The following is a 25,404-nucleotide window of genomic DNA, read 5'->3' on the forward strand; positions in this document are numbered from 1 at the left end:
GGGTGGGTCTCACCTCGAAGGACTCTCACCGTCACCCATGTGACAGAGGCAACCACAGCGGTGCTGCAACAGAATCCCGCGCGCGAAAGGCAGCGGTACCTCGTCGGTCTGACGGCAGTGGGCGTGAAGGTCCTGATAGCCGGGCAGGGCGGCCAGCGCGCACTCGGGCGAACTTGATGCCTGGGCGGGGACTCGAACGGTCATGGAGTGGCCCTCACCCGCCACCGGGAGCGGCTCGCCGCCTTCGGCTCTCTGCGACACGGAGGGCGCCCCGAAGCGCTTCGGTCAGGCATTCGGCGAGGAAGCGCCGGAGAGGTGCCCGCGCCGGCCGAGGTGGCGCGGCTGCTCGGAATCCCGGAGGACGAGCCGGTCGTCGTACGCCGTCGGCTGATCCTCCTCGACGACGAGCCGAACGAACTGACCGACACCTACTACCCGACCGGCATCGCCCGGGGTACCGGACTGGCGGCTACGGCCAGGATCTCCGGTGGAGCCGTCAGCCTGCTGGCGCGGCTGGGGCATGTCGGCGCACTGGCCCGTGAGGACGTGACGGCAACTCTCCCCGACGCGGAGGAGCAGAAGATCCTGCTGATCACACCGACGGACCCGGTCCTGCGGCTCACCCGGCTGACCCTGGACCGCGACGACCGGCCGATCCAGGTCGACCGTATGGTGATGCCCGCGCAACGGCAGCAGTTGCGCTACGAGATCAGGATCGGATGACCGTGCCGAAGGCAGAACCGGACGCCCACGACCGCCGCTCACTGCACGAGCGGATCGCGGCAGACCTGCGCGACGACGTCATGAGCGGCGAACTGCCGCCGGGCTCCAACCTGCCTTCCACCGCACAGCTCAGGACCCGTTTCGATGCCTCCAACGCCACCGTCCAGAAGGCGCTCCAGCTCCTCAAGGAGGAGGGTCTGGTGGTGGGCCGGGCGGGCGCGGCGGTGACGGTGCGCGAACACCGGCAACGTACGATCCGCCCGGCCGCCTCCCTGACACCGCCCATGGCAGGGGAGCCATACCCTTGGCTCTCCGAGGCCGCCGAGTGCGGCGTGACCGCCCGCATCACCCTCCTTGAGGTGGCGGAGACCCGTCCGCCCGCAGATGTCCGCACCGCTCTCGGCCTCCCCAAGGACGCGCTTGCCCTCCTCCGGCACCAGCTCGTTCTCATCGACGACGAACCGGCCGAACTGGTCAGGTCCTACTACCCGTTGGACATCGCCCGGGGCACGCCGCTGGCAGACCGTCGCAGGATCAAGGGCGGAACTCCAGCACTCCTCGCGGAGCTTGGTCATCCGCCCCGTCACAGTGTCGACCGGGTCTCGGCCCGCGTTCCCACCCAGGAACAGTTCCAGCTCCTCCGCCTGCCCAGCAGCCTGCCGGTCCTGTGCACCCTCCGCGTCGTCCACGCAGAGAACGGCCGGCCCGTCGAGGTCACGGCCATGGTGAAGGCGGGGCATCTCTACGAAGTGCAGTACGAGTTCACCACCTGAAGGCAGGGCGCGGCACACTGCCGTCATGCGGATAGCGATGGCGTTGATGGTGCTGGTGCTCGTGCTCGGGTCGGTCTCCGCGGTCGGCCATGCCCGCAAGGGCCGGTGGGGGAAGGCCGCCGAGGTCTTTCTGCCTGTTCTCGGCGCGAACTTGATGCTGTTCGGTGGCGTCGAGCGGCACATCACGGTGTTCGTCTGGCTGGGCATCCTGCTGGTCGTGACCGGCCTGGGCATCGAGGGCCTGTCCCTCTGGCGGGCCCGGGCCGCGGAGCAGCGGCAGCAGGCGGGCGAATGACCGTGCCGGGGGTCAGTCCTCCGGCGGCAGGCCCTCGATCAGGCGCTCCGCGATGTCGTCCGCCCAGGTCTGGGCCCAGTGACGGAGGGCGGCGATCGCCTGGTCGTCGAGGCCGAGTGCCGAGAACTCCCGGTCGTCGATCCAGTCCGTGCCGGTCAGGCGGGACTGGAGGTCGGTGAGGTCGAAGGTGTCCCGGGCGTGGCGGCGGCCCAGTTCTTCCAGGCCGGGGAGGGTCCAGCGGTCCGCGGCGGCGTGCACGATCAGGAGGTCGCGGGGCAGACCGCGGTCGGTCAGCGCCCAGACCCGCATGCCGACCACGTCTTCGAGGGCGAGGGTCGGGCCGAGTTCCGTCTGGACCGGTGGGTGCCAGAGGGCCTCCTTGAGGAGGTCGACCTCGCCTTCCTCCTCCACGACCGCCTCGGTCACGACGAGCTGGGCGGAGAGCGGGTCCGTCTCGCGGGCGGCGACACGCCAGCCGCGTTCCCGGAGGCCGGCCGCGACCGCTGCGGCGATCGTCCGCATGGGCTCCGGGTTCTGCGTGGCCACCTCCACGGTCCGGCCGGGGCGGTCGAACAGGCCATGGGCCTGGGCCGCGTAGTCACCGGTCAGCGCCAATGGATAGGGGGTGCCGACGAACAGGAGATCGGCGAGCAGACGCCGGTGCAGATCGGTGACCTTCACGCAGCGGCCCGGGTCCCGTACGGAAGCTCGGGAAACGTGCGCAGGCGCGGTTGATCGAGGTCGGACTCGGTCGGACCGGACCAGGCCAGGCGCAGCGGCAACCGCACCCTGCCGTGCGACGGGCCGCAGAGCTCGGAGAGCTCCCCCGGCAGTCGGCGGGCGAATTTCGCGCGACGGAGTTCGCAGACCGAGGACGGTGCCATGGCTCGATTATGGCCGGTCCCGCCTGCCCGTGGAGGCCGTCCCGCGCCGGGGCGAGCCGTGCCGCGGGGGCCGTCGGCTGAGCTGCGGCGGCCCCACAGCCGGCGGCCCACAGCCGGCGGCCCGCGCAACCGGCGGCCCCCGCGGCCGGCGTCACAGGTGGCTGCGGCACACTCCGCCCATGGAGTCCACCCAGCCGCCGCCGTCCGCCTGCTGCGCGCCCTCCGCCCCAGCGCACCTGCCGGTACGGCCCCTCCCCGCCCCCGGCGGCACCGCCCCCGAGCGCACCGGCATGGTCGCGCTGCCCGGCGGTGAGTTCCTGATGGGCGCCGAGGACGCCGACGGCTTTCCGTCGGACGGGGAGGGGCCGGTGCGGACCGTGCGCGTGGCGCCGTTCCGGATCGACGCCTGTGCCGTGAGCAACGACGAGTACGCCGCGTTCGTCGCCGACACCGGCCACGTCACCGACGCCGAACGGCTGGGCTGGTCGTACGTCTTCGCCGGGTTCCTGCCCGCCGCGCTGCGCCGCGGTGCTCCCCGGCCGCCGGAGACGCCCTGGTGGTGTGCGGTCGCGGGGGCCGCCTGGAACGAGCCGGCCGGACCGGGCAGCGGGCTCGACGGGCTCGGCCGCCATCCCGTCGTCCACGTCTCCTGGTACGACGCCGCCGCCTACGCCTCCTGGGCCGACAAGCGGCTGCCCACCGAGGCGGAGTGGGAGTACGCGGCCCGGGGCGGTCTGGAGCAGGCGCGTTACCCGTGGGGGGACGAGCTGGACCCGGACGGCGAGTACCGGTGCAACATCTGGCGCGGAACCTTCCCCACCCGCAACACCGCCGCCGACGGCTACCGGGGCACCGCCCCCGTCGACGCCTTCGCGCCCAACGGGTACGGCCTGTACAACACCTCCGGCAACGTGTGGGAGTGGTGCGCCGACCCGTGGTCGGACGGGCCCGGCGGCGCCCGCGTCATCCGCGGCGGCTCCCACCTCTGCCACGCCTCCTACTGCAACCGCTACCGGGTCGCCGCCCGCACCGCCAACACCCCCGACAGCTCCACCGGCCACACCGGCTTCCGCTGCGCCCGCGACGCGGGGTGAACCAAGGGACCCGTGGTCACTCGCCGACGGGACCGATGAACGACCCGGGGTGCGTCGCGCCGTCCTGGAGCACCACGGCACCGCCGTGCCAGGGCAGGTCGAACGACGTGCGCTGGTTCGGCGCGGTGACGACGACCGTGGTCGGCGTGAAGTCACTGGAGTCGCCCTGCGCCGGCACCAGGAAGGTGATCGCGAAGTTGGTGGAGGCGCCGTTCGCCAGGGTGACCCGCTTCGGGGTGGCGTTCGTGCGCGGGAGCGACCACTTCTGACCGCTGTTGACCAGGTCGACGCCCGGGAAGCCGTACATCGTGCAGGAGTGGCCGCTCTTGTTGGTGAACGCCACGACCGCGTGCTTCTGCTGGCCGGTGCCGCTGCCCGAGTCGGCCCAGGAGTAGCCGAGCTGGGAGGCCTGGCAGGCGGGCACCGAGCCGGCGGCGGAGGAACCGCCGGAGGAGCTGCCCCCGGAAGCGGACGAACCACCGGACGTCGACGAGGACGAGCCCGAGGTGCTCCCGCTCCCGCTGCTCCCCGTGCCGGAGGAACCGCTGCCGGAGCCGCCCGTCGAGCCGTTCGCCGTCGTGGAGTCGCCGGCGGCCGGGGCCGCCGTACCGCCGTCGGCGCTGACGGAGCCGCTCGCGGTGCCGTTGCACGCGGTCAGCAGGGCCAGCAGCGCGGCGGCTCCGGTCACGGCGACAGCGGTCTTGCGGACGTTCGTGCGACGGTTGCGAAGCTTCGACATGGGATCCCCCAGCGGCGGTGTCCTTCCCGGCTCTCTGCCGGACACCCCTTTCGATGCGGCTCCGGGACGGGAAGTTCGGAGATCACCGTCACGGACCCGTCGTGTTCGTGTCACGGCCGCTGTTACAGACGCGGCCGCTCACGCCATCCAGAAGAAGACCGCCGTCATCCGCTTCTCCTCCAGCGTCTTCCCGGCGTAACCGGTCGCGCTGTGCACGAGGTTGGCGCTGTAGAGGAGCAGCCGGTTGTACTTGTGCGGGACGCGCACGTCCTCCTCGAAGTGGTCGCCCGGCACGAACCGGGTCCCGAGCGCCTCGACGAGGTTGTTGTGCGGGGCCTGCACGATGTTGCCGCCGAGCCGGCCGCCGGGCAGCGACTGGCGGTAGAACGCGGTACCGCAGTCCTTGGCCACCCCGGGGTTGAGGTACAGCACCGCCGCGTACCGGCACAGCGACCGCGAGTCGGTGTGCGGGCGCGGCTCGCTCTCGCCCTCGCCGACCACCTGGACGCAGTTGTGGTTGAGGGTGCCGCCGCCGGGCGCCTGCTGCACCCACAGCTTCCCGGCCCCGGTCGCCTTCTTCACCAGCTCTTCCACGACCGCGAGTTCGGCGGGTTCCAGGCCGGGCATGGTGCGCAGTCCGGGCCAGGTCTCCGAGGTGTACGGGTATCCCCGGACCCAGTCGTCCTTGGCCAGGCACCGCTCCCGTACGGCGTCCACGTCCGGCAGGACGTCGTCGAACACCCAGTAGTCGCGGCCCTTGGTGGGCTTGCGGTAGGGCAGTACGGGCAGGGCGGGGCGCGCGGCGGGACCCCGCGGGGCCGCTCCGTTGGGCAGCCGGGGGACTCGGGGGGATGAGTGTGGGGGCATGCGGCGAAGCCTGCCCCCGACTTTGTCATGACCACTCTCACCAGAGAAAACCATCACCTTCTCCTGGCCAAGACATGGCAAGTCGGCACCCCGGGCAGAGCCGAGCCTCACAAGTTCTTTACCAAATCAAAAGGTTCCTCGCGCTTCCCCGTCCGTATTCCTCTGCGAACCGACCCCGCCTCTAGCGGGACCCCCGACCAAACAGGAGACACCGGTGCGCTTTTCGCGGAACGCGACGGGAACGCTGTTTGTTGGCGGAGCCCTGAGCTTCACCCTCGCGGCACTCGCCTACCCGAGCATGCTGGGGCTGAACACCGTGTCGAGCGATCCCACCCGCGTGATCGCCAACACCCAGTGGGGGCCCCTCACCGAGGCCGACCGGGACTTCGTGGTGAAGGTGCGGGCGGCCGGCCTGTGGGAGTACCCGGTGGGTCAACTCGGCGTGAAGAAGGGCCAGTCCCAGGCCGTGATCACGGCCAGCCAGCACCTGATCGACGGGCACTCGGCGCTGGACACCACCGACCGCAAGGTCGCCCAGATGCTCAACATCACCATCCCGAACCTGCCGAGCCCACAGCAGCAGGGGTTCGTCAACACGCTGACGGCGGACACCGGCAAGCAGTTCGACACCGACTTCGCCAACATCCTGCGCGTGACGCACGGTTCGATCTTCAACACGGTGGCGAAGATCCGGTCCACCACCGAGAACACGCTGGTGCGGGCCCTCGCCGACCAGGCCAACGACACGGTCCTCGACCACATCACGGTGATGGAGAAGACCGGCCTGGTCGACTTCGGCACCGTGCTCTTCCAGGAGACGACCCCGCCGAAGCTGCCCGCCTCGGACCTGACCCCGCCGCCCCCCGCGGCCGGTCAGCCCGAGGTGGTCCTCACCCCGCCGGCGAACGCCACCTCGACCCCGGTGGACCTCGACGGCCTCACCGGGGCGAGCAGCGGGACGGGTACCGGCACGGGCACGGGCACGGGTACCGGCACAGGAACCGGGACCGGGACGAACACCGGAACGGGCACCCAGACCACCGCGGTGAACGTGACCCCGGGCGCCACCCCCACCGCCGGCTGAGTCACGTCAAGCGCCCAGCCACACCGTGGTGTCGGGCGGCAGCGTGCCGTCATGCGGCAACGGCACGCTCGCCAGCAGCACTTCGCCCGGCGGCAGCGGCACCGGCGCGTCCGACACGTTCGTGACGCACCGCCAGCCCTCCGTCCGGGCGAAGTGCAGCACGCCTGTCGGCGCCTCCGCCCAGGTCAGCGCCTCGCCGTCAAGGAGTTTGCGGCGCAGCCGCAGTGCGGTGCGGTAGAGCTCCAGGGTGGAGCCCGCGGCACCGGCCTGCGCCTCGACGGCGTACGACGCGAACCACTCCGGCTGCGGCAGCCAGGCACCGCCGGACCCGAAGCCGTACGACGGACCGTCCGTCGTCCACGGCAGCGGCACCCGGCATCCGTCGCGGCCCTTGCGGGCATGGCCCGTCTGTTCCCAGATCGGGTCCTGGAGGACGGAGACGGGCAGGTCGGCGGCCTCGGGCAGGCCGAGTTCCTCGCCCTGGTAGACGTACGAGGACCCGGGCAGCGCGAGCATGAGGAGGGTGGCGGCGCGGGCGCGCCTCAGGCCATGGGAGACATCGACGCCCGGCGCGCGGCCGCCGGACAGCAGCCAGGCGTTCTCGTCCGTGCCCGGCGGGAGCATCAGCCGGGAGGCGTGCCGTACGACGTCGTGGTTGGAGAGCACCCAGGTGGCGGAGGCGCCGGCCGCGCGGGCGGTGGCGAGCGAGCCGGTGATGACCTCGCGGAGCGCCTCGGCGTCCCAGGGGGTCTGGAGGTACTCGAAGTTGAAGGCCTGGCCGAGTTCGTCCGGGCGGGCGTACAGCGCCCGCCGCGCGTCCGGTACCCAGGCCTCGGCGACGGCCGTGCGGGGCGGGCTGTAGCCGTCGAAGATCTTGCGCCAGTCGCGGTAGATCTCGTGCACCTCGTCGCGGTCCCAGTAGGGGTGGGTGCCGGGCACGACGCGCTCCAGCGCCTCCTCACCGGTCGGGCCGAGCTCCGCGACGTCCCGCAGCGGTTCGGCAAGGTCCTTCACCAGGGCGTGGGCCACGTCGACGCGGAAGCCGTCCACGCCCCGGTCGGACCAGAAGCGCAGGGTGGTGCGGAAGTCGGCGCGGACCTCCTCGTGCTCCCAGTTCAGGTCGGGCTGCTCGGGGGCGAAGAGGTGCAGGTACCAGTCGCCGTCCGGGACCCGGCGCCAGGCGCTGCCGCCGAACACCGACTGCCAGTCGGAGGGCGGGAGTTCGCCGTGCGCACCGCGGCCGGGCCGGAAGACGTAGCGGTCCCGGGCCGCGGAGCCGGGGCCGGACAGCAGCGCCTCCCGGAACCAGGGGTGCAGGCGCGAGGTGTGGTTCGGGACGATGTCGACGATCACCTTCAGGCCCAGCCGGTGCGCCTCGGCGGTCATCGCGTCGAAGTCGTCCAGGGTGCCGAGGCGCGGGTCGACGTTCCGGTGGTCGGCGACGTCGTAGCCGCCGTCGGCGAGCTCGGACGGGTAGAACGGGCTGAGCCACAGGGCGTCCACGCCGAGCGCGCCCAGATGGGACAGCCGCTCGGTGATGCCCTTGAGGTCACCGAGCCCGTCGCCGTCCGCGTCGGCGAAGCTGCGCGGATACACCTGGTAGATCACGGCCTGACGCCACCAGTCGGGATTCCTGGAGGAGAGGTCGACCACGCGCGTTCCTTCCTTTCGGACGGGGAGAGACCAACCAGAAGCCTGTCCATAATGCCGAGAAAGGGAACCTTCACACCGCACGGAGGGGATCATTCCCCGTGTGAGGGAGTTGTGGTGAACTCCCAACGGACCTTGAATCACGGCAGGTTGACAGGGTTCGGCGCGCCGAACCACCATGGGCGCACGCTGTGGCGCATGTGACCAATGGGCCCAGTGTTTCTTCGCATTCCGCGAGCATTCACGATGGGATATCCATGTCCATAGCCAGACATGTCACCGCGCGTCGCCTGCTGGGGACGGGCGTCGCTTCGTTCGCCCTGTGTGCCGCCTCCGTCGCCGGCGCGTCCGGCGCCTGGGCGAACAGCACCCCCGGCGGTGACGGCTGGAAGTCCGGCGGCCACTACAGCCCCGGCACCGGCGCCGGCACGGAGACCGGTACGGACAAGTGCCAGTTCTCGATCGACGGCTCCAACTTCTTCGACTCGGTGAAGGTCGACGACCAGAACCTGAAGGTCACCGACGACGGCAAGGTCCACATCAAGGTCCGCGCCGCCGCCGACGCCGCTTCCTGCACGGCCTCGCTCGCCTCCTACATCGCCCACGGCTCCTCCTTCGCCACCTCGGGCCAGCAGATCTTCGTCGACTTCGACTCGGTGACGGTCAAGCAGGGCCAGACCGACTCCCTCGACATCGCGGTCCCGGACGCCGGCTGCTTCGCGCAGATCGACCTCTACCGCGGCGCGACGAAGTTCGACGGGAACAAGGACGCCAACGACGGCTTCGAGCACGGCGACCTGCCGGCCGGCCCGGACCACCCGGTCATCAAGGACAAGCTGATCGCGTCCTGGAACGGCGGTACGAAGGACTGCTCGACGACCGAGTCGTCCTCGCCGTCCCCGTCGCCCTCCGCCTCCGAGTCGGAGTCCACCCCGGCCACCCCGCCGCCCGCCGAGACCACCACCCCGGCGCCCTCGGAGAGCTCGGTGACCGGCACGGCCTCCGCGTCCCCCTCCCCGTCCGAGTCGACGACCTCCCCGGTGTCGGCCCCGAGCACCAACTCCGGCGGTGGCGGCGACCTGGCCCACACCGGCGCCAGCTCCAGCACCGGTTACATCGCCGGCGGCGCGGCCCTGCTGCTGGCCGGCGGCGGCGCGATCGTCGTCGCGACCCGGCGCCGCAGGGCGACCATGGCCTGATCCCATCGGGTACGTACGCCCCGGCCGTCGGTGACGGCCGGGGCGTACGCGTCTGTGGCCGGGGCCGGTGCTCGGCTCACCTGCCGAAGTACGCGTCGTACACGGTGACCGCCGACGCGTTGCCCTTCCTGTCGGTGATCCGGTACCTGAAGGACACCGACCTGCCCTTCGCCGGGTTCTTGTAGGTGATGCGGCCACGGCTGACGGTGAGCTTCGTCCAGTGCCCGCCGCCGTCGTAGGAGACCCATACCGCGAGGGACCCGAGGTTCCTGCCGGCCGCCGAGCCCTGGACGGTCACCGGGACGGTGACCTTGCGGCGGGCCGGGGCATGGCCGGTGAGGTCGGTCTGCGCGGCGATCCGCAGGGCGGAGGCCGGCAGGGCGGTCGGCCCCGAGGTCTTCTTCGAGGTGAAGGTCCAGGTGGCGTCGATGCGCGAGGAAGTCCTCGCCACGCCCGCCGGGCGCCGCACGGAGGTGGAGAGCCGGTAGGCCGCCTGCGCGGCCGGCACCTTGAACACCTCCAGGCCGTACAGCGGGTCGGTGTTGCTGCCGACCTTGGTGCCGCCGCGGAAGAGGGTGGTGCGCACCGAGGAGAAGTCGGAGGAACCGGCGTGGCCGGCGCCGTCGGAGAACAGCGGGATGTCGCCGGAGATCTCGTTGCCGTCGCGCCCCAGGCCGTAGTCGGCGGTGAGCAGGGGGGCGATCACCGCGGTGTTGAACGTGGTGGTGTAGGTCCGGCCGCCCTGGTAGGTCCGCCCGGCGCCGGAGGTGTAGTGGGCCGCGCTGACCGGATAGCCGTACTCGTCGGGCTCGGCCGCGTACTGGTCGAAGCTCGCCGTCCAGAAGACGCCGCTCCCCGCGGACAGGTGCAGGGTGCGGGTGCCCGGCAGCCGTTGCGTGACCGGCTGGGTGACGCCGGTGCCGTCCGGGGTCTCCGCCAGCAGGGTGACCGCGCCGGTGCGGCCGGGCACGGAGCTGCCGAGGCGGGCCCTGACGGTGGCCAGCGCGCTCGCCGGATAGTGCTTGGTGAGCGCCTTGAACGTGGTCGGTTCGGCGGTGGTGAAGATGTCGTACTCGCTGCCCGCACCCCGCGTCCACTGGCCGGTCCACCGCTCGGTGAGGCCCTGGACGGCCGTGCCGAGGTGGGCGACGCGCAGGTCGGCGAACGAGGTGGCGTGGACGGAGAAGTCGGCGATCGCGTCGGCGTACTGGTAGCCGACACCGGCGTCCGACGACTTGGCGGCGCCGTCCGGGACCGTGATGTCCGAGGCCCTTGTCCGGTTCAGGTCCACGGTGACGCCGACGTCCTTGGTGACGTTCAGCACGGGCTGAGACAGCCAGTCGATGCCGCCCTCGTCCGAGGTCAGGCTCTTCAGGTTGACGGAGTCGAGGACGTACCTGCCCTTGGGCACCCGCATGGTCACCGTGTCGTCCGTGCTCTGCGAGCTGTAGTCCAGCCCCTCGCCGACCCCGGAGTAGCCGGTCAGGGTGGTGAGGTGCACCGGGGACTGTCCGGCCCGGTTCACGAACTTCAGTGTCACGTCGTACGACTGCACCTCCCGCTGCACGCCGACGGTGGTCCGGACGGTCCGGCCGCCGCCGGTCGCGACCACGTACCCGGAGCAGGCGCCGTCGACCGTGCCCACCTTGGTGTTCACGGTGACGCCGACCGAGGCCGTACCGCCCGCCGGGACGGTCACCGAGGTGGCGCCGAGGGTCAGGAATCCGGCCGGGGCCTTGCCGCCGTCGGGGTCGAGGGCCGTCGAGGTCAGCTTCAAAGTGACCGCAGTGGTACCGGTGTTGCGGTAGGTCAGCTGCTTGGTGACCGGGGTGTCGTCGGTGTGCGGCCACCGCTGGATGCCGTACGACAGGGACGGCTGCTCGGCGAACACGGTCTGCGTGATGGCCTGGTCGACCTGGATCCGCCCGGTGCCCTGCTGGTACGGCGTGTAGTCGCCCGCCTTGGCCGAACCCATCAGCACCGCCTTGAGCTGCGCGTACCCCCAGTCCGGGTGCTCCTGCTTGAGGATGGCCGCGGCGCCCGCGACATGCGGGGTCGCCATCGACGTACCGGAGATGGTCAGGTAACCGGGCGGGTTCTCCCCTTCCTCCTTGTCGATGGTGCTGCCCGGGGCCGCGGCGGCGGTGATGTCCACCCCGGGCGCGGTGACGTCAGGCTTCACGGAGCCGTCGTAGACGGGGCCGGTGGAGGAGAAGTCGGCCAGCTTGTCCTTGCCGTCGACAGCTCCGACGGAGAGCGCGTCGGCCGCGCTGGACGGCGAACCGACCGTGCCCGCGCCGAACTCCCCGTCGTTGCCGGCGGCGACCGCGAACAGGATGCCCTTCTCCTCGGACAGCTTGTTCACCTCGGCCTCGACCGGGTCGGTGCCCGGGGTGTCGGTGGAGCCCAGGCTCATGTTGACGATGTCGGCGCCCCGGTCGGCGGCCCACTCCATGCCGGCGATGATGGCGGAGTCGTCGCCGCTGCCGTCGTCGCCCATCACCTTGCCGTTGAGCAGCTCGGCGCCCGGCGCGACCCCGGTGAACCTGCCCCCCGAACCGGCGCCGGTACCGGCCGCGGTGGACGCGACGTGCGTGCCGTGGCCCTGGTGGTCGTCGGCGTCGGCGGAGGCGGAGAAGTTCTTCGCCGCGATCACCTGGCCCTTGAGGTCCGGGTGGTCGGCGTCGATGCCGGTGTCCAGCACCGCGATCTTCACGCCCTTGCCGGTGTACCCGGCCTTCCAGGCCGTGGGCGCGCCGATCTGCGGCCCGGACCTGTCGTCGCTGACCTTGCGGACGGCGTCCAGCCAGACGTGTGCGACGCCCGGGGCGGCCCTGCCGCCTTTCGTCACCGCGTCCCAGAGCCTGCCGGGGTCCTGCTCCGGCGCCCGGACCGCCTGCGCGTCCAGGGACCTCAGGGTACGGCGCACGGTGGCCGCGTCCTCGACGTCGGCGCGGGCGGCCGCGGCCGCGCCCCGGTATCCGACGATGACCTTGAGACCGTTCTTCTGGTCCGCCCGCTCCTTGTTCAACTCGGTGACGTCGAACAGCCGTTGGTCCAGTTTCCCGGCGGCGACCAGGGCGGCCGCGTCGGTGGGCACGACCAGGGTGTGGCCGCCGACGGTACGGGTCTGTACGGGCACGTGCTCCCGGCCCTCGGCGTGCTGCACACCGAGGACCCTGCCCCGGGCGTCCACGGTGACCCGGTCGCCGGTGATGAGGGTGACGCTGTGGGCCCCGGCTTCGACGGACGCGGGGCGGCGTGAAGTGTTCGCGGTGACCGTGGCAGTGGCCGTGGTGGCGGTGGCGGCTGTGGCGGTGGCGGCGGCCTGGGTGAGGGCCAGGCCGGCCATGGCCGTCGTGGTCGTCAGCGCCAGGCAGGCGCGTGTCAGGCTTCTCTTCCTCGGCATGGTTCCCCCCGGGACGTCGTGCCGGTCCGTCTCTCGCTCACCATGAGGCGTGCCGCAGCGCGCGGGTTCCCCAACTCCTGTTCGGTTACGAACAGTTGACGATCGGGATCGGCCCGGTACCAAAGGCCGCGCACAGCTTCGCGGCGGAGGCAACCGACCGCCGGCGGCCACCGTCAAGGAGGGTGATCAGGGAACGCGGCCGGACGAACGATCCGAGGCCGGTCCCGAGACACCCCCCACTCCGCCATCGCGCGGCGCACACCACGCGCCGCCGCCCCGGCGTGTCCGCATCCACCCACTCACTCACGTGAACACCCAGAGTGGGCGCAGCAGCTCGGCACGATCCCGAACGAGATCGTCAGCCGGCTCGCGCACACCCGTATCGCCCGGCACTACGTCCGAGGCGGCCGTGGCACACACCATCGGCCCCTGGCTGCTCCTGCTGCTGGTCGGCGCCATCGGCGTGATCGTCGTCCTGGTCGCGCGGCTGCGACTGCACCCGTTCCTGGCGATCACGCTGGGAGCGCTCGGTTTCGGGGCGGCGGCGCGGGCCGCCGGGGCACTCGTGGTGCCCGGGCACCCGGTGCTCACCGGCCTCACCGGGCACCTCACGCAGGGGTTCGGCGCCATCCTGGGCAGCGTCGGACTCGTCATCGTCTTCGGCACCGCCATCGGCAAGATCCTCGAACGCAGCGGCGCCACGGTCACGCTGGCACGGGCCGCGCTGCGGCTGTGCGGGCGGTTCCACCCCGCCGTCGGGATGTCGGTGATGGGCTGGGCGGTGTCGACGGCGATCTACTGCGACTCGGGGTTCGTGGTCCTGTCCCCGGTGAAACGGTCGGTCGCCCGGGACACCGGGGGCAGCCCGGTCGTCCTCGCGACCGCCCTGTCGACGGGCCTGTACGCGTCGCACACCTTCGTCCCACCGGCAGCGGGCCCGGTCGCGGCGGCCGCGGCCATGGGCATCACCGGCGGGGGTCTGATCTGGCTGATCCTGGCCGCGGTACCGGTGTCGGTGGTGTCGGCAGGAGCGGGGCTTTACTGGGCGACGCGGTGGGCGGAGCGGGGGGAGTCAGGGCAGCGGGGGGAGTCCCGACGGCCGGGTGAGCCGGGCGTCGCGGGGAAGTCGGGCTCGGACACGGATCCGGACTCGGACTCGTACTCGGACCAGAACCCGGACCCGGACCCGGACTCGGCCTCGGACACGACCTCGGACACGGGCCCTCCCGGTGCTCATACCCACCTGGTCTCCGCGGACAGGCCGGTAGGCGAAGTCGGCAATGTCGGCGGGACTGCCGGAGTCGGTGAAGTCGGTGAAGTCGGCTGTTCCCGGCCGGTGTTGTGGCGGGCGGTCGGACCGCTCCTCGTGCCCGTGGTGCTCATGGCGGCGGCGGCCGTGGCCCCCCTCGTGACGGGCGGCGGCTCGCGCGCCGCCGGCTGGCCGGGCGCCGTCCTGACCGGTCTCCGCTTCGCCGGCACCCCGAGCATCGCCCTGCTCGCCGGCCTCCTGACCGCCCTCGCCCTCCTGCTCCCCGAACGCGGCGAGTCGACACTGACCGGCTGGCTGGGCGAAGCCCTCGCGGATGCCGGTCCGGTGCTGATGATCGTGGGGGCGGGCGGGGCGTTCGGCGCGGTCATCACGGCCACCCCCCTCACCGCCTACCTGCGGTCGCTCGCGGCAGGCCACCAGACGGTCACCGGAGTCACCGCGCTGCTCCTCCTCTTTCTCGCCTCGGCGCTGGTCAAGAGCGCCCAGGGGAGTTCGACGGCGGCCCTGGTCATCACCACCGGCGTCTTCCACCCGCTGCTGCCGAGCCTGGGCCTGGACGGACGGGCGGGTGCCGTCCTCGCCGTACTGGCGATCGGTGCGGGATCGATGGTGGTCAGCCACATCAACGACTCGTACTTCTGGATCGTCGCCCGTCTCAGCGGCATGGACCTGCCCACCGCGTACCGCGCCCAGACCCTGGGCACCCTGGTCCAGGGCACGGCCGCGCTGACGGCGACGCTGGCTCTGGGGGTGGTGCTGCTGGGCCGCTTCTAGCGGCCGACGGTGTCCAGGTACAGGCTGACGTACCGCTCCACATCCACGTCCAACGCCACGTCCACCAGGGCCTGTTCGCGGGCACCGCCGTGGATCTCGGCCTCGCCGGGGCGGGGGCGGCGGTCGACGACGGTCTGGCCCCGGGTGGGCCCCGGGGCGAGGGAGACCTCGACCGGAAGGAGCCGGGTGGTCAGACCGGCCGGATCGGCCACGGCACAGACCGCGCCCGCGTCTCCGAGGCCGCCGTCGGGGTCGTCGCCGTCCTGCCCGTCGGCGTCCGGATCCGGGGCGGCGGGCCGGTGCGCGAGCAGCTCGCCGGCGAGCCGGGCGCCCGGTTCCGGGCTCGCGCGCAGCCGTCGTACCTCTCCGCCCGGCACCACCACGCGCTGGAAGACGTCCAGCCCGTACATGGTGATCGGCACTCCGGCGGTGAGCAGGACGGCGGCGGCCTCGGGGTCGTGCCAGACGTTGAACTCGGCGACCGGGGTGGCGTTCCCGGTGGCGACCGCGCCGCCCATGAACACGATCCGCTCGATGTTCCGGGTCACCTCCGGGTGGGTGCGCAGCAGCAGGGCGATGTTGGTGAGCGGCGCGGTGGGGATGAGGGTGACCGGGCGGGGCGAGCCGAGGATCTCGCGGCGCAGCAGGGTGACGGCGTCGACGTCGGCGGGGCGCCGGGTGGGCGCGGGCAGCCCGAGGTCCCCCATCCCGTCGCTCCCGTGCACGTGCCGTGCCGACCGCGCCGCCTCGATCAGCGGCCGCTCGGCGCCCCGGGCGACGGGAACGTCCCCGGCCCCGGCCCGTTCCAGCACGGTCAGGGTGTTGCGGACCACGCCGTCCACGTCCGTGTTCCCGGCGACACAGGTCACCGCCCGCAACTCCAGTCCGGGGTGCCGAACGGCGAACAGCAGGGCGAGGGCGTCGTCGACACCGGTGTCACAGTCGATGATCACGGGGATGGGCTGACCGGCCACAGGGGGCTCCTTCCGTCAGCCCCGACTCTATGCGCCGGCGGAAGCCCTCCAGCGGACAGAGCCTTTCGGCCGACGGCCCCGGCCCGCCCTGCGCGCAAAGGGCCCGAGCAAACTCGCCGACGGCACGACAGCCGGCCCGAAGGGGCGCGGGGCTGAATCGGATGTGCGGCTACCGCCGCGTGAGCGCGACCGGTCACGACGCACCCGCACCGCCGCACCGCCGCACCGGCAGTCGCGTCCCGTCCCCGGAACCCGACCCGCCTGCAGTCACCCCTCCTCATTCGTTCTTGAAGTAATGCCCCTCCTCAAGATCGGCGACAAGCCCCGCCTCCACCGGCTGCCACCCCAGCAGCTCCCGGGTCCGTTCGCTCTTCACGGGCACATCCAGCGAGATCAGCCCGCCGAAGAACCCGAAGTGCTCGCCGACCCGCGCCCCCGGAACGCTCTCCACCGGCACCCCCAGCCGCCGCCCGATGACGCCGGCGATCTCCCGCACCGCGACCCCTTCCTCGGCCGCCGCATGCAGTTCCGCGCCCGCCGGCGCCTTCTCCAACGCCAGCCGGTACAGCCGCCCGAGGTCCAGTGTGTGCACGGCGGACCACTGGTTCGACCCGTCCCCGGCATAGCCGGAGACCCCCGTGGCCCGGGCGATCCGGATCAGCATCGGCAGGAACCCACTCCGGTCCCGCGTACTGTGCACGACCGGCGGAATCCCGACGAGCACGGCACGCACCCCGCGCTCGGCGAACTCGCCGAACAGACGCCCCGTGGCGATCCGGGGATTGGTGCTGTAGGCCGCGGCGAGGTGCTCGTTGCCCTCGCCGCGCCCCATGCCGACCCCTATGAGGGCCTTGCCGGTCCCGGCGAGCGCCTCGCCGAACGCCCGCACCACGGTCCGGTCGGCCGCCGCCGCCCCGGCCATGTCGCCGGCGGCCATCGCCGCGTGGTCGAAGGCGAGATGGACGACGGCGTCGGCATCGACCGCGGCCGCCCGCAAGCCGTCCAGATCCGCCAGGTCACCGCGGCGCACCTCGGCGCCCAGGGCCTGAACGGCCGCCGCAGAGCTCTCGGACCGGGCGAGGCCGACGACCTCGTGCCCGGCGTGCAGCAGTTCGGGAATGACGGCGGAGGCGATATGACCACCGGCACCGGTGACGAAGACACGCATGACAGCACTCTCCCTAGGACGGAAGGCCAAGTGATGTGACCAAGTACCGTCACCATACCCCCGTGACGGTACCGAGTCACATCACTTAGGCTGTCCCCATGGCTCGATGGGAACCGAACGCGCGACTGCGCCTCGTGCAAGCCGCGATCGACCTGTTCGGCGAGCAGGGGTACGACAGCACCACCGTCGCCCAGATCGCCGAGCGGGCCGGGCTGACCAAGACGACGTTCTTCCGGCACTTCCCGGACAAGCGCGAGGTGCTGTTCGCGGGCCAGGAGGAGCACGGCCGCCTCCTGGCCGAGGGAGCCGCGGCCGCGCCCGCCACCGCGACCCCGCTGGAGACGGTGGCCGCCGCCCTGGACGCCCTGGCCGCCTCCTTCACCCCGGAGCAGCGCGCGTTCGGCCCTCGGCTGATGCAGGTCATCGGCAGCCACAGCGAGCTGCGGGAACGCGCCGCGTTCAAGAGCCTCAACCTCACCACGACGCTGGCCACCGCCCTCCACGACCGCGGCGTACCCGACCCCACCGCGTCCCTCGCCGCCCACCTGGGCGCCCAGGCTTTCTCAGCCGCCTTCGCCCACTGGATCACCCCGGCGAACGACCGCACCCTCCCCGACCTGACCCAGCACGCCCTGAACGAACTACGCGAGGCGACCGCGGCCCTCACATAGGAGCTCCCACTCAGGCCGCCCTCCACAGGGGCCGCTCGTTCGCCGGCGCCGTTACTCGCTGCGGGTGGAGCCGGTATCCAGCCGGCGGGCCAGGTCGTGGGCGGTGGCGCTGGTGAGGTCTCCGACGTAGGCCCCGTCGATTTCGAGACGGCCGCCGGTGATCGAGGAGGTCACGGTGGGCCTGCCCCACAGCTTGCCTTCGATGACGACGGCGAATTCGTTGCGCGGGGACGGGGCCGCTGCGATGGAGCCGGTGAGGGCGGCGAAACGGGTCCGGTCGGCGGGGCTGAGGGTCACCTCGACCCGCCAGGTGCCGTCGACGGTGCTTTTCCCGGCCTTCGCGGAGGTGACCCGGACGTCGGTCATGCCCCTGGCCCGGTCGGCGTGGATGCAGAACGCCGGGTGGGCCGCGCTCGCGGGCACGGTGTAGCCCCCGCTGCCATGGGTGCAGGTGTGCTCCTGGGACGAGGTGACCGGCAGGATGGAGATCAGGGCCGCCTTCCCGGTACTCCCGGTGCTCCCTTCGGCGGGCTGAACCACGTGCTCGTGCCGGGTCACGCCGTCCGCGACGGCCACCCAGGCGGTGGCGACCACGGCGACTGTGGCGAGGCCGGCCCCGGCCCGGGCCAGCCGCTGCCGCCGCCGGGCGATCCGCAATGCGCCGTCGGCGAGACCGACCAGACAGGGACCGGCGGCACTACCGCCGCCCTCCCGGACATGGGCGTGCAAGGCATCGTGCAGCAACGCTTCGTGCCTCGTGTGTTCGGTCGAGTCGTTCACGCGATGACGCCCCTTCCGGAGGCAGTGGAGGAGGCCGACGGCCCTGCCTCGGCCAAGGTGGTGCGGAGGGAGGCGAGGGCCTTGTGGGTCTGGCTGCGGACCGTCCCCGGGGCGATGCCCAGAATCTCGGCGATCTCGATGTCCGGCCGGTCCTCGAAGTAGCGCAGCACGATCACCGCGCGCTGGCGCTTGGGCAGCCGCCTCAGCGCGGCCATGATGTCCTGCCGCTGGACCACGGTGTCGGCCCAGTCGCCGGCCTGCGCGGACGGGTGGTCCGGCAGCGTGTCGGTGACCGTCTCCCGTCTCCGGCTGAGCAGCCGGAAGCGGTCCACCTGGGCGTGGTAGAGGGCCCGACGCACATAGATCTCCGGCTGCTGCCGGTCACGCAACTGCGACCAACGCCGAGCGGTGGAGGCAAGCGCGGTCTGGAGCAGGTCGCGGCCCTGTTCCCAGTCCCCCGTCAGCAGGTAGGCCGTGTGCAGCAGCGATCTCGACCGCGCCGCCACGAACTCGCGGAACTGGCGTTCCTCGTCGGCGTTCATCGTGCCCTCCCTCGTTCCCCGTAAAAACGGGTACGGAAGGGGGTTCGACTGCCCTGCCGGTCAGACTTTCTCGATCCACGGCGCCGCCAGGCTCCTCGCGCGGAACGTCCTGCGGCTCGTGCGGCCTGGTCCACGCGCAAGCAACCGGGCCCGAGCTCAGCCGAGATACGGCCGGTCGCGGTGCTCCAGGAAGTGGCGGAGCCGGAGTCGCTGGGTGTCGTGCATCGGCAGCTGGTCAATCTCCTCCGGCTGGACGAACCGCAGCTCCGTGGACTCGTCCGAGATCGCGAGCCGGCCGCCGACCGTGCGGGCGGTGAAGCAGACGTTGAACTGTCTGCGCACCTCACCGTCCGAGTAGGCGATGACGTGGCGAGGGTCGGTGTACGTGCCCACGAGCCCGGTGATCTCCACGTCCAGTCCTGTTTCCTCCTTCACCTCGCGGACGGCCGTTCCCGGGAGTGAGTCGGTCATCTCCATGCCGCCACCAGGCAGCGCCCAGAGATCGTTGTCCCGGCGGCGCTGAAGGAGCACGCGCCCTTCGTCGTCGGTGACCACGGCGGACGCGGCGACCACCAGGCTGTTCGGCTCCGGTGCCGCTGGGTCGTCGTAGTACTCGGTCCGTGCCATGGTCACCCTTCTGTTATCGGCGTGGCGGTCTCCCACACCGCGTCGAAGCTACTGGCGTAGGTGTCGAACATGCCGCCCTCTCCACTGCGCCGAAGATGCCACACGGGAGCACGTAGGCGTTCACGCCCCAGACGTGGGCATTGACCAACGCCTGGTCATCGGCACCAGGATGCGCCTTTGGGCACTAACCTCGGCGGCCCCGAGATCGCACAGGCCAACGCGACCATTCGAGCGGGGCGCAACTTCGGCGGCTCCCGCAGCTGCGGGCCTGACAGCCCCTGCGGGCCGGACAACGACGACGCCCGATCCTGTACTCCCGACACCGACGACGAGTGCTCTCCTGGGACACCCGGAAGTGAGTGCACCCCGAGGAACTGAAAGGACCATGGACACCGATCTCCCCGAATCTGCGATCCTCCCCTTGATCGAGGAGCGCACAGGCTCCGTGGCCGGGATCCGCCGGACCGAGCGTGGCTTCAGCTCGGATCTGACGGCCGTGGTCGAGTGCGCCAAGGGTCCCTTCTTCGTCAAGGCGATGCGCAATCGGCCAGGTGGCCGCCGAAACTCCCTCATCAGGGAAAGGAGGATCAACGCCTACCTCGGGCACATCTCCCCGCACCTGCTGTGGGATGTGGAAGCCGAAGACTGGCTGGTCCTGGGCTGGCGGGCAGGATCCGGTCGGCGCCCTCGGCGACGGATCCGCCGGGCACCTTCACGTCGTTCGCCTTCTCGGCCAGGACCCGGCCGGCGGCCCCGGTCCCCGCGGTGGCCAGGGTCCGGTCGGCGGCCATCCCCGCCTTGGCGGAGGAGACGGGGCTGGGCTTGGCCGCGGCGATCAGGTACACCGCACCGTGCGCGGCGACCTTCAGGAGGTGCTTCTCGTCTTCGGTGAACGTGACGTCGGACATGCTGCTGTCTCTCATTTCCACGAGTTCTTCGGCGGGTGGGGCTCAGTGGGTCTCGGGGTGCGCGGTGAGGTTTCTGCGGGGCAGGGCGAGGCAGAGCACCGCGCACAGGGCGTAGGCGCCGACCGCCCAGGGGCCGGCGTGCGTGATGGCCTGGCGCAGGCCCCCGTCGGCATGGGAGAAGAAGACGTTGCCGATGACGGCGACACCGAGGGCTCCGCCGAACTGCTGGGCGGTGGAGAAGATGCCCGAGGCGCCGCCCGCCAGGTCCGCGGGGACCGCGGTCAGGACGACGTTGACCAGCGGCACCACCAGGAAACCGAGTCCGATGCCGGCGACGACGAGTCCGGGTACCAGCGGCCAGGCGCCGGTGTGGAAGGCCGCGGCGGTGCCGGTGGCGTGGTGGAGCCACCAGAAGCCGCCGACCATGAGCAGGGCGCCGAGGACGAGGACGGTGCGGCCGAACCTGGCGATCATGCCGTCCGCCATGGGCGCGCTGAGGAAGGCGCCGGCGCTGAAGGCGACCATGAGGACGCCGGCCTGGGTGGGGGTGTAGCCCTGTCCGGACTGGAGCCAGATGGTGAAGACCATCATGAAGCCGGACATGCCGCCGTAGAACAGCAGCTGGATCAGCAGTCCGGCGCTGAAGGCGGGCTCGGCGAACAGCCCCACGGGCAGCAGCGGGTGCTCGACGCCCCGCACGGACTCCCATCCCACGAGACCCAGCAGGGCGGCGAGCCCGGCGGCGAGGCAGAGCCAGCCCCACAGCGGCCAGCCGTTCGCACGCCCCTCCACCAGCGGCAGCACGATCGCGACCAGCGCTGCGGCCAGGAACAGGTTGCCCAGGACGTCGATCCGACCGCCGTCGGCATCGATCCGACCGCCGTCGACGTCGATCCGGCCACGACCACCGTCGACGTCGAAACGGCCACGGCCGACGTCGATCCGGTCACGGCCGCGCCGCCGGTCCTCCGGTATCCACCGTGCGCCGAGCACCAGGACCACGGCCGCGAGCGGGAGGTTGACGGCGAAGACGGTCCGCCAGCCCCAGCCGAACAGGTTCCAGTCGGTCAGGACACCGCCCAGCAGCACCCCGACGGCGACGGCCACGCCGGCGATCGCGCCGTACACGGCGAAGACCCGGCCGCGTTCGGCGCCGTCGAACATGACCCGGAACGAGCCCAGCACCTGCGGCAGCAGGACCGCCGCCGAGACACCCTGCACGGCCCGGGCGGCGATCAGCTGCCCGGGATCCGCGGCGACGGCGCCGGCCAGACTCGCCAGCGCGAACAGGGCGACGCCCGCCAGGAACAGCTTCCTGCGGCCGAACCGGTCGCCCAGGTGCCCTGCGATGATCAGTGCGGCGGCGAAGCCCAGCATGTAGGCGGAGACGGTCCACTCCAGCTGGGCCGGGGTGGCGGACAGGCCCTTGCCGATCGACGGCAGCGCCGTGTTCACGATCGAGCCGTCGATCATGTCGAGCAGTGCCGCCAGGATCATGACGATCGCGGCCGCCCACCGCTTAGCGTAGGGCGCGGCACCGCCGACGTCGTCTGTGGTGGTCAGGGCTCCGTGGGGGGCCGTGGACGACATGGCTGCTCCAATAATTCCTTGAATATCCAGTATCTCGAATATCGAGCCATCATCACCCTGCAGGGAGGTCTCTCGAATGTCAAGCGAAAGGGAACCCGGTCCGTCCGGCCCGGACCTGGGCAGAGTCGTCCAGAGCTACCAGGCGGCCGTCGACGACTTCGACCGCGAGCTCGCCCGGCTGCTGGGCGTCAACGAGACCGATCTGCGCTGCCTGGAGATCCTGCTCGACGTCGAGGAGACGACCCCCCGCACGCTCAGCGCCAAGCTGGGCCTGAGCACCGGCAGCGTCACCGCCATGCTCGACCGCCTGGAGAAGCTCGGCTACCTCACCCGCAGCCCGCACCCCACCGACCGCCGCAAGACCGTCGTCCGCGCCACCCCGGACTTCACCGAACGTGCCTACGGCCTGATGGGCCCGTTCCTCGCCGACACCGCCGAGCGCCTCCTGCCCCGCTACACACCCGAGCAACTCGCCCTCGTCGCCGACTACCTGACCCGGACCCGCGACATCCAGCAGGAGCACACCGAACGCCTGCGGCAACTCCCCGCCGCCCGCGCCCCCCGCTCGGGCGGCCGCCAGCCCCCCGGCCCCCGCAACCGCGCCAGCCCACAGTGACCCGGCCGGGCTGGCCGGTCCGGCTGATCCGGGTGACCTGCCGGGCGCGCCTCACCCGGACGGACCGGAGCGGTGGTGGACGGGCCCGAGCGGTGATGCCGTGAGAGCACGCGTTCCGCTGCTCCTGGTTCCCGGGGAGGCCCCGTCATGAGAGTCACCGCCTCCGGCCTGGTCATGGCCGGCCTCCTGACCGCCGTCACCGCCTGTACGGCCGCCGGGCCGCCGAAGGCCGACGCTCCCGCCTCCGCCCCGACCGCCGCCGAACGGCCCGCCCCGGCCAGCCCCGCCGCCTCACCCGGCACCGGCACCGGCACCCCGACGCTCACCCCCGAGCAGGCGCAGGCCGCGCTGATCGGCGAAAGCGACCTGGGCGTGCCGTGGACGGCGGCGGACTCCACCGCGACCTGGCACGACGGGCTGCTCAAGGCGGCCACCGGCCAACCCGGCTGCCAGCGCCTCCTCGAAGCCCTGTACACCGACGAACTGCTCGGCGCCCCGGCCGGTCCGCAGGCCGTCACCGCCCTCGACGACGGCGACGACTCGGCCCAGCTCCGCTACCAGGTCGACGCGAGCCGCTCCGCCGACGTCGACCGGACGCTGGCCTGGCTGCGGACCCTGCCCAGTACCTGCGGGCAGTTCACCGCGCAGACGACCGCGGCCGGGACCGAGGCCGTCCAGGTCGCCGACGCCGGGCTACGGGACTTCGGCGACGCGCGGCAGGGACTGCGGATCACGCTCACCGCGCAGCCCTCCGCCGCCGACGACCCCACCACCCTCACCCTCGACGTCGCCGTCGTCCGCGTCGGCGACGACGCGATCGTCCTCACCGCCGGCGCCCTCGGCACCCTCCCCGACGACACCACCGAGCAGGCCCTCGACGTCGGCGTCCGACGACTCGCCCAGGTACGGGAGCAGGGGCGGGCGCAGGCCTAGGGCGTCTCGTACGGGTCCGACGGCTGCTTCACCGTCTTCGCCGACCCCCCGTCCAGCACCGGCGGCCACGCCGCGTCCGAGCCCAGCCTGCCCTTGGGGTGCCAGGTGCCGGTGACGGTGACCCAGGTGTCGGTGGGCGGCGCGTCCTCGCCCCGGATCTCGACCTTGCTGGTGGTCGCGTCGGCGGCGCAGCACGTGACCATGAGCCGGGTCAGGTACCAGGTGCCGCCGGAGCCGTGCGTCGCGAAGCCCGTCATCCGGACCGTACGACCGCTCAGCGAGCGTCCGCTGTCGTAGATCGCCCGCGAGCTGAACTCGGCGAGCGTCAGCTCCACCGGGTTCCCGGCCGGCAGCGCCGGGAAGGCCCCGACCCCCTGTGCCGCCCGCTGCGCCGCCTCGCGCCCCGCGCTGTACGAACCGAGGGCCGGGGGAGGGAAGAGCAGCAGGGCGAGGGCCGGGAGGGTGAGCAGCCAGGCGATCCGGGGACCGGCGGCACCGTGATGGCCGTGATGGCCGTGGCCGTCTTCATCGCTGTCGCTGTCGTCGTGCTCTCCGTCGTGCTCGCCGTCCCCCGCGCGGCTTCTCAGTACCGCCGTCGTCACGCCCAGCAGGATCAGGGCGGTCCCGGAGACGATCAGGTACGGGCGCAACGCGTGCTGCACGTACCGCAGGTACAGGTCGCTGAAGAGCGTGATCCGCAGGGCCGCCGCGCCGACCAGGCAGAGCAGCACCGGTCCGCCGTACCGCCTCACAGCAGCCACCACCCCACCAGGACGCTGGACGACAACGCCACCAGCCAGGTCGCCGAGGAGAAGCGGAGTGCGAAGCGCCTGCCGAAGGTGCCCGCCTGAAGGGCGATCAGCTTCAGGTCGACCATCGGGCCCACCACCATGAACGCCAGCCGGGCCGTGGCCGGGAAGGCGCTGAGCGAGGCGGCCACGAAGGCGTCGGCCTCGCTGCACACGCACAGCACGACGGCGAGCACCGCGAGGAGGGGGACGGCAGTCCAGACCGAGCCGGTGAAGACGTCGAGGACCGATCTGGGCACGGCGATGTTGAAGGTCGCCGCGGCCGCCGCGCCCAGCACCAGGAAACCGCCGGCGTGCAGGAAGTCGTGCTGGAGGCCGGTGACGAAGGCGCGGGGGCCGGTGGCGTGGGAGTCCCGGGCGGTGCGCGGCGGGCGCAGCCAGTCGTCGCGGCCGAACCGGGCCCACAGCCAGCCCATCACCACCGCCGTGCCGAGGGAGGCGAGCAGGCGGGCCAGCACCATCTTCGGCTGACCGGGGAACGCGATCGAGGTCGCCACCAGCACGACCGGGTTGATCGCCGGTGCGGAGAGGAGGAAGGCGAGGGCCGCGGCCGGGGCGACCCCGCGCCGCATCAGACTGCCGGCCACGGGGACGGAGGCGCACTCGCAGCCCGGCAGTACGACGCCGGCGGCCCCCGCCACGGGAACGGCGAGGGCCTGGTTGCGGGGGAGGAGGCGGGTGAACACCCGCTCCGGGACGAAGGCGCCGATCGCCGCGGAGACGACGGTGCCGAGGAGGAGGAAGGGGACGCCCTGGACGGCGACCGCGGTGAACACGGTCCACCAGGCGGCTACCGGTGGGGTGTAGAGGTCGAGGGCGAGGGTGGGGCCCAGGACCGAGGCGACGGTCGCGATGGCGAGGAGGGCGGTGCCGCCGAGGACCACGTGGACGACGGCCCGTGTCAGGAGACGCAGGCCGTCGGCTACTGTCCGTTGGTCTTGCACGCAGGGGACGCTAGTGAATCGGGCTGTTGCCCGGCACAGAGATTGCTGTGTGTCGGGTGCGGGCCGGTGGGGGCTTGTCGC

25 protein-coding genes and 1 pseudogene are annotated in these 25,404 nt (G+C 72.1%); 10 read left to right on the plus strand and 16 right to left on the minus strand.

Translation table 11 applies throughout. From position 1 onward, the window contains the following. Positions 1-252 precede the first annotated feature (252 nt). From ACFWPS_RS07795 to ACFWPS_RS07805, 3 genes are read left to right on the plus strand one after another with little or no spacing between them, the layout of a single operon-like run. On the plus strand, positions 253-723 hold the full coding sequence (locus ACFWPS_RS07795; RefSeq protein WP_383702240.1) for a GntR family transcriptional regulator: 471 nt from the start codon (positions 253-255) through the stop codon (positions 721-723). Beyond that, positions 720-1,496, plus strand: a complete 777-nt coding sequence (locus ACFWPS_RS07800) for a GntR family transcriptional regulator (RefSeq protein WP_383702161.1) — start codon at positions 720-722, stop codon at positions 1,494-1,496. Before ACFWPS_RS07795 ends, ACFWPS_RS07800 begins: the two co-directional genes overlap by 4 nt. Positions 1,497-1,521: 25 nt before the next feature. Continuing rightward, positions 1,522-1,791, plus strand: a complete 270-nt coding sequence (locus tag ACFWPS_RS07805; protein WP_383702163.1) for a hypothetical protein — start codon at positions 1,522-1,524, stop codon at positions 1,789-1,791. A gap of 12 nt (positions 1,792-1,803) precedes the next feature. Here the strand turns inward: ACFWPS_RS07805 and ACFWPS_RS07810 are convergent, their stop codons facing one another. Next, positions 1,804-2,472 carry a hypothetical protein gene (locus ACFWPS_RS07810; protein WP_383702165.1) on the minus strand — a complete coding sequence of 223 codons (669 nt, stop codon included), beginning with the start codon at positions 2,470-2,472 and terminating at the stop codon, positions 1,804-1,806. After that, positions 2,469-2,675, minus strand: coding sequence for a hypothetical protein (locus ACFWPS_RS07815; protein WP_383702167.1), 207 nt, complete (start codon positions 2,673-2,675; stop codon positions 2,469-2,471). Before ACFWPS_RS07815 ends, ACFWPS_RS07810 begins: the two co-directional genes overlap by 4 nt. Positions 2,676-2,854: 179 nt before the next feature. Here ACFWPS_RS07815 and ACFWPS_RS07820 point away from each other — a divergent pair, with 179 nt between their 5' ends. After that, positions 2,855-3,769 (plus strand): formylglycine-generating enzyme family protein, encoded by a 915-nt coding sequence (locus ACFWPS_RS07820; protein WP_383702169.1) that lies wholly within the window; start codon positions 2,855-2,857, stop codon positions 3,767-3,769. A gap of 16 nt (positions 3,770-3,785) precedes the next feature. Here the strand turns inward: ACFWPS_RS07820 and ACFWPS_RS07825 are convergent, their stop codons facing one another. Continuing rightward, positions 3,786-4,508, minus strand: coding sequence for a DUF4232 domain-containing protein (locus ACFWPS_RS07825; protein ID WP_383702172.1), 723 nt, complete (start codon positions 4,506-4,508; stop codon positions 3,786-3,788). A gap of 138 nt (positions 4,509-4,646) precedes the next feature. Continuing rightward, a complete protein-coding gene (locus ACFWPS_RS07830; RefSeq protein ID WP_383702173.1) occupies positions 4,647-5,375 on the minus strand; it encodes a DUF6445 family protein in 729 nt (242 codons plus the stop codon). A gap of 214 nt (positions 5,376-5,589) precedes the next feature. Here ACFWPS_RS07830 and ACFWPS_RS07835 point away from each other — a divergent pair, with 214 nt between their 5' ends. Further along, positions 5,590-6,459: a DUF4142 domain-containing protein gene (locus ACFWPS_RS07835; RefSeq protein WP_383702175.1), complete on the plus strand. Its 870-nt coding sequence runs from the start codon at positions 5,590-5,592 to the stop codon at positions 6,457-6,459. 6 nt (positions 6,460-6,465) lie between these two features. Here ACFWPS_RS07835 and ACFWPS_RS07840 read toward each other — a convergent pair whose 3' ends face one another. Further along, complete coding sequence (locus ACFWPS_RS07840; protein WP_383702177.1) at positions 6,466-8,112, minus strand: alpha-amylase family glycosyl hydrolase; 1,647 nt, start codon at positions 8,110-8,112, stop codon at positions 6,466-6,468. A 254-nt stretch (positions 8,113-8,366) separates the two neighbouring features. Here ACFWPS_RS07840 and ACFWPS_RS07845 point away from each other — a divergent pair, with 254 nt between their 5' ends. Then, positions 8,367-9,308, plus strand: coding sequence for an LAETG motif-containing sortase-dependent surface protein (locus tag ACFWPS_RS07845; RefSeq protein WP_383702178.1), 942 nt, complete (start codon positions 8,367-8,369; stop codon positions 9,306-9,308). A 76-nt stretch (positions 9,309-9,384) separates the two neighbouring features. On the opposite strand, the gene ACFWPS_RS07850 is transcribed toward ACFWPS_RS07845, so the two are convergent. Further along, positions 9,385-12,717 carry a S8 family serine peptidase gene (locus ACFWPS_RS07850; RefSeq protein ID WP_383702180.1) on the minus strand — a complete coding sequence of 1,111 codons (3,333 nt, stop codon included), beginning with the start codon at positions 12,715-12,717 and terminating at the stop codon, positions 9,385-9,387. A 409-nt stretch (positions 12,718-13,126) separates the two neighbouring features. Here ACFWPS_RS07850 and ACFWPS_RS07855 point away from each other — a divergent pair, with 409 nt between their 5' ends. Further along, the gene (locus tag ACFWPS_RS07855) at positions 13,127-14,761 is read left to right on the plus strand and encodes a GntP family permease (protein WP_383702182.1); all 1,635 of its coding nucleotides are present in this window, start codon (positions 13,127-13,129) and stop codon (positions 14,759-14,761) included. Here ACFWPS_RS07855 and ACFWPS_RS07860 read toward each other — a convergent pair. Both ACFWPS_RS07860 and ACFWPS_RS07865 read right to left on the minus strand, forming a co-directional pair. Beyond that, positions 14,758-15,735, minus strand: a complete 978-nt coding sequence (locus ACFWPS_RS07860) for a nucleoside hydrolase (RefSeq protein ID WP_383702188.1) — start codon at positions 15,733-15,735, stop codon at positions 14,758-14,760. The genes ACFWPS_RS07855 and ACFWPS_RS07860 overlap by 4 nt on opposite strands. 277 nt (positions 15,736-16,012) lie before the next feature. Next, on the minus strand, positions 16,013-16,903 hold the full coding sequence (locus tag ACFWPS_RS07865; RefSeq protein WP_383702190.1) for an SDR family oxidoreductase: 891 nt from the start codon (positions 16,901-16,903) through the stop codon (positions 16,013-16,015). A gap of 98 nt (positions 16,904-17,001) precedes the next feature. On the opposite strand from ACFWPS_RS07865, the gene ACFWPS_RS07870 reads away from it, so the two are divergent. Next, positions 17,002-17,574: a TetR/AcrR family transcriptional regulator gene (locus ACFWPS_RS07870; RefSeq protein ID WP_383702192.1), complete on the plus strand. Its 573-nt coding sequence runs from the start codon at positions 17,002-17,004 to the stop codon at positions 17,572-17,574. A gap of 51 nt (positions 17,575-17,625) precedes the next feature. Here the strand turns inward: ACFWPS_RS07870 and ACFWPS_RS07875 are convergent, their stop codons facing one another. From ACFWPS_RS07875 to ACFWPS_RS07900, 6 genes and pseudogenes are all read right to left on the minus strand, one after another. Then, positions 17,626-18,354 (minus strand): hypothetical protein, encoded by a 729-nt coding sequence (locus ACFWPS_RS07875; RefSeq protein ID WP_383702194.1) that lies wholly within the window; start codon positions 18,352-18,354, stop codon positions 17,626-17,628. Then, positions 18,351-18,896 (minus strand): SigE family RNA polymerase sigma factor, encoded by a 546-nt coding sequence (locus tag ACFWPS_RS07880; RefSeq protein ID WP_383702196.1) that lies wholly within the window; start codon positions 18,894-18,896, stop codon positions 18,351-18,353. The genes ACFWPS_RS07875 and ACFWPS_RS07880 overlap by 4 nt, the downstream gene beginning before the upstream one ends. Positions 18,897-19,052: 156 nt before the next feature. Further along, positions 19,053-19,523, minus strand: a complete 471-nt coding sequence (locus tag ACFWPS_RS07885) for an NUDIX domain-containing protein (protein ID WP_383702198.1) — start codon at positions 19,521-19,523, stop codon at positions 19,053-19,055. Positions 19,524-19,525: 2 nt separating this feature from the next. Next, positions 19,526-19,686 (minus strand): annotated as a pseudogene (locus ACFWPS_RS07890) (XRE family transcriptional regulator); the annotation flags it as partial. Positions 19,687-20,110: 424 nt separating this feature from the next. Further along, positions 20,111-20,431 carry a hypothetical protein gene (locus tag ACFWPS_RS07895; protein WP_383702200.1) on the minus strand — a complete coding sequence of 107 codons (321 nt, stop codon included), beginning with the start codon at positions 20,429-20,431 and terminating at the stop codon, positions 20,111-20,113. Positions 20,432-20,473: 42 nt separating this feature from the next. Continuing rightward, positions 20,474-22,021, minus strand: coding sequence for an MFS transporter (locus tag ACFWPS_RS07900; protein ID WP_383702202.1), 1,548 nt, complete (start codon positions 22,019-22,021; stop codon positions 20,474-20,476). Positions 22,022-22,097: 76 nt separating this feature from the next. Here ACFWPS_RS07900 and ACFWPS_RS07905 point away from each other — a divergent pair, with 76 nt between their 5' ends. Together ACFWPS_RS07905 and ACFWPS_RS07910 are read left to right on the plus strand one after the other, a co-directional pair. Continuing rightward, the gene (locus ACFWPS_RS07905; protein WP_383702204.1) at positions 22,098-22,637 is read left to right on the plus strand and encodes a MarR family winged helix-turn-helix transcriptional regulator; all 540 of its coding nucleotides are present in this window, start codon (positions 22,098-22,100) and stop codon (positions 22,635-22,637) included. A gap of 147 nt (positions 22,638-22,784) precedes the next feature. Beyond that, complete coding sequence (locus ACFWPS_RS07910; RefSeq protein WP_383702206.1) at positions 22,785-23,570, plus strand: hypothetical protein; 786 nt, start codon at positions 22,785-22,787, stop codon at positions 23,568-23,570. Here the strand turns inward: ACFWPS_RS07910 and ACFWPS_RS07915 are convergent. Beyond that, positions 23,567-24,322, minus strand: coding sequence for a TIGR03943 family putative permease subunit (locus ACFWPS_RS07915; protein ID WP_383702242.1), 756 nt, complete (start codon positions 24,320-24,322; stop codon positions 23,567-23,569). The two genes, ACFWPS_RS07910 and ACFWPS_RS07915, sit on opposite strands and share 4 nt — an antisense overlap. Continuing rightward, on the minus strand, positions 24,319-25,323 hold the full coding sequence (locus ACFWPS_RS07920) for a permease (protein ID WP_383702208.1): 1,005 nt from the start codon (positions 25,321-25,323) through the stop codon (positions 24,319-24,321). Before ACFWPS_RS07920 ends, ACFWPS_RS07915 begins: the two co-directional genes overlap by 4 nt. Between the last annotated feature and the right edge of the window lie 81 nt (positions 25,324-25,404).

Origin of the sequence: Streptomyces sp. NPDC058457 (assembly GCF_042720695.1) — a bacterium.
Taxonomy (GTDB): Bacteria; Actinomycetota; Actinomycetes; order Streptomycetales; family Streptomycetaceae; genus Streptomyces.

What these genes read in the sequence shown, in the direction of transcription:
- ACFWPS_RS07800 (WP_383702161.1), top strand. Translation starts at nt 720, where the DNA reads ATGACCGTGCCGAAGGCAGAACCGGACGCCCACGACCGCCGCTCACTG.
- ACFWPS_RS07805 (WP_383702163.1), top strand. Translation starts at nt 1,522, where the DNA reads ATGCGGATAGCGATGGCGTTGATGGTGCTGGTGCTCGTGCTCGGGTCG.
- ACFWPS_RS07815 (WP_383702167.1), bottom strand. Translation starts at nt 2,675, where the DNA reads ATGGCACCGTCCTCGGTCTGCGAACTCCGTCGCGCGAAATTCGCCCGC.
- ACFWPS_RS07820 (WP_383702169.1), top strand. Translation starts at nt 2,855, where the DNA reads ATGGAGTCCACCCAGCCGCCGCCGTCCGCCTGCTGCGCGCCCTCCGCC.
- ACFWPS_RS07825 (WP_383702172.1), bottom strand. Translation starts at nt 4,508, where the DNA reads ATGTCGAAGCTTCGCAACCGTCGCACGAACGTCCGCAAGACCGCTGTC.
- ACFWPS_RS07830 (WP_383702173.1), bottom strand. Translation starts at nt 5,375, where the DNA reads ATGCCCCCACACTCATCCCCCCGAGTCCCCCGGCTGCCCAACGGAGCG.
- ACFWPS_RS07845 (WP_383702178.1), top strand. Translation starts at nt 8,367, where the DNA reads ATGTCCATAGCCAGACATGTCACCGCGCGTCGCCTGCTGGGGACGGGC.
- ACFWPS_RS07850 (WP_383702180.1), bottom strand. Translation starts at nt 12,717, where the DNA reads ATGCCGAGGAAGAGAAGCCTGACACGCGCCTGCCTGGCGCTGACGACC.
- ACFWPS_RS07865 (WP_383702190.1), bottom strand. Translation starts at nt 16,903, where the DNA reads ATGCGTGTCTTCGTCACCGGTGCCGGTGGTCATATCGCCTCCGCCGTC.
- ACFWPS_RS07870 (WP_383702192.1), top strand. Translation starts at nt 17,002, where the DNA reads ATGGCTCGATGGGAACCGAACGCGCGACTGCGCCTCGTGCAAGCCGCG.
- ACFWPS_RS07880 (WP_383702196.1), bottom strand. Translation starts at nt 18,896, where the DNA reads ATGAACGCCGACGAGGAACGCCAGTTCCGCGAGTTCGTGGCGGCGCGG.
- ACFWPS_RS07885 (WP_383702198.1), bottom strand. Translation starts at nt 19,523, where the DNA reads ATGGCACGGACCGAGTACTACGACGACCCAGCGGCACCGGAGCCGAAC.
- ACFWPS_RS07895 (WP_383702200.1), bottom strand. Translation starts at nt 20,431, where the DNA reads ATGTCCGACGTCACGTTCACCGAAGACGAGAAGCACCTCCTGAAGGTC.
- ACFWPS_RS07900 (WP_383702202.1), bottom strand. Translation starts at nt 22,021, where the DNA reads ATGTCGTCCACGGCCCCCCACGGAGCCCTGACCACCACAGACGACGTC.
- ACFWPS_RS07905 (WP_383702204.1), top strand. Translation starts at nt 22,098, where the DNA reads ATGTCAAGCGAAAGGGAACCCGGTCCGTCCGGCCCGGACCTGGGCAGA.
- ACFWPS_RS07910 (WP_383702206.1), top strand. Translation starts at nt 22,785, where the DNA reads ATGAGAGTCACCGCCTCCGGCCTGGTCATGGCCGGCCTCCTGACCGCC.